The following is a 2,066-nucleotide window of genomic DNA, read 5'->3' on the forward strand; positions in this document are numbered from 1 at the left end:
GGATAAACCTTTTAGGGAACCTTGAATCAAATGGAAGGCCGGGATGGGACGGATTAACATTTGTCGAGCTAGGGGCAATGGTAGCAGCTGACCTTGATTATCAATTGCCGGGGCTAAATCGGGTAAATCCTGTGTCACCTCATCGCTAATCACGCGCACAATTGCCACTTTTTGCCCCGGTAAAGCCGCTAAAATCCTTGCTCCTTCCATATCGACCACCTCATAGCCCCCCTGTCCTAAACGTCGTTTTTCCTCGGATCGGCTAATCAGGCGATCGCTGGTTAAACCTTTAACAAGACTATATCCGGTTAATTGGGCGATTTCTGCGGTTATTTCTGGTTCGCACTGCCAATAATTCCCCGTTTCCGCGCCACAACCTTGATAGATTACCCCATCTCCGACCCGATGGCGATCGCTGAGACTGCCCGCTAATCCCATCAGCACAATTTTTCCCGTGAGCTTATTAAGAAATTCTAGAGATTGCCCAGAGACTGAGGAACTGTCGAGGAATTCTGGAGCGCCAAGGTTAATCGGGATAATTTGCGGGGCTAAATCGCCGATTTTCCTTAATCCTCGGCGGATTGAGCTATGCTCGGCCCCCCGGGGAACGAGAATAATATCTTCAGGTGTGAGCATGAAATTTTTGAGAAAGTTTCCTAATTAGTGCATTGAGATGTTATAAACAATAATAGTGAACTAATTAGGAATAATTCTTAAGTGAATGGCCCCGCCACCGACCGGGCGATTGTCTTTCCCACCATGAAAAAGTCTGTCATTCTGCGTTTATCCGAGGTTAACAAGCGTTTTCCCGCTTCTCCTACTCTAGCTGTCGATAATATCAGTTTTAGTTTAACAGAGGGCGAAATTCTCGGATTATTGGGCCCGTCGGGCTGCGGTAAAACCACTCTACTGCGGATGATTGCGGGATTTGAAAAACCATCTCAAGGAGTGATTGAATTGGGAGGGCGAATAGTTGCCGACCAAAAAACCTTTATTCCCCCGGAAAAACGCAATACGGGCATGGTTTTTCAGGATTACGCTCTTTTTCCCCATTTAACCATTGCTGACAATATCGCCTTCGGGTTAAAAAATTCTGGGGAGAAATTATCGAGCAGAGCTATTAACGCTAGGGTGGCGGAAACTTTAGATTTAGTCGGACTGCAAGGACTAGAAAAACGTTATCCCCATCAGCTATCGGGAGGACAACAGCAAAGAGTCGCCCTCGCCCGCGCTTTAGCCCCAAAACCCTCTTTAATCCTCTTAGATGAACCTTTAAGTAATCTCGATGTCCAGGTACGGCAACGGTTACGGCACGAGATCCGTCATATCCTGAAAGCGACTGGTATCTCGGCCATTTTTGTCACCCACGACCGGGAGGAAGCAATGGTGATCAGTGACACAATTGCGGTTCTTTGTCAAGGAAAATTAGAACAAATTAACAATCCCGAAGAAATTTATAGTCATCCGGCCTCGCGATTTGTGGCCGAGTTTGTCACCCAAGCTAACTTTCTCCCCGCTAGACGGGAGGGGGAACAATGGCAAACCGAGATAGGAGTCTGGGAAATCCCTGATGGTCAAGATTTGGACAAAGGGGAATTGATGCTGAGAGAGGAAGATGTCAAAATTAAGCCGGATGAGACGGGAGAGCTAGTTATTTGCGATCGCCAATTTTTGGGGCGGGAATACCGTTATTGTCTGCTAACGGCTACCGGCAGCCAAATCCACGCTAGAACAACGATTAACACCCAATTAGACATCGGTACAAAGGTAAAACTATCGATTATTCCCGATAGCGTCCGTGTATTTGCCGATTGATCAATCACATCTGACTTGAAAGTGGGTGTGGGGTGTGGGGTGTGGGGTGTGGGGTGTAGGGTGTGGGGTGTGGGGTGTGGGGTGTGGGGTGTGGGGAGATTTTTTTTAGTAAAAAGGCAGCTCCGAGCTTATCGCTTAATACTATTGGCTCTTCGGTTGGTGTTATGCAATAGACGGGGGTTATAAGGGATGTAACCCTTATATAGAAAGGCATTTAGCGATTTTTGTCAATTGTTTTTGATCTAGAGCGA

The 2,066-nt window shown here is 47.0% G+C and carries 3 protein-coding genes; 1 reads left to right on the forward strand and 2 read right to left on the reverse strand.

What is annotated here, in order from left to right; translation table 11 throughout:
- Positions 1-636: nucleoside phosphorylase-I family protein (locus tag PX481_RS09485; RefSeq protein ID WP_288094475.1), on the reverse strand; the 636-nt coding region annotated here is incomplete at its 3' end.
- 123 nt (positions 637-759) lie between these two features.
- Here PX481_RS09485 and PX481_RS09490 point away from each other — a divergent pair.
- Positions 760-1,815 (forward strand): ABC transporter ATP-binding protein, encoded by a 1,056-nt coding sequence (locus tag PX481_RS09490; protein ID WP_288094476.1) that lies wholly within the window; start codon positions 760-762, stop codon positions 1,813-1,815.
- A 4-nt stretch (positions 1,816-1,819) separates the two neighbouring features.
- Here the strand turns inward: PX481_RS09490 and PX481_RS09495 are convergent, their stop codons facing one another.
- Positions 1,820-2,029, reverse strand: a complete 210-nt coding sequence (locus PX481_RS09495; RefSeq protein WP_502888593.1) for a hypothetical protein — start codon at positions 2,027-2,029, stop codon at positions 1,820-1,822.
- Positions 2,030-2,066 lie beyond the last annotated feature (37 nt).

The sequence above is a fragment of the Microcystis sp. M53603_WE2 genome (genome assembly GCF_030065435.1).

Coding starts and splice junctions, on each gene's coding strand:
- PX481_RS09490 (WP_288094476.1), top strand. CDS start 760: ATGAAAAAGTCTGTCATTCTGCGTTTATCCGAGGTTAACAAGCGTTTT.
- PX481_RS09495 (WP_502888593.1), bottom strand. CDS start 2,029: ATGCCTTTCTATATAAGGGTTACATCCCTTATAACCCCCGTCTATTGC.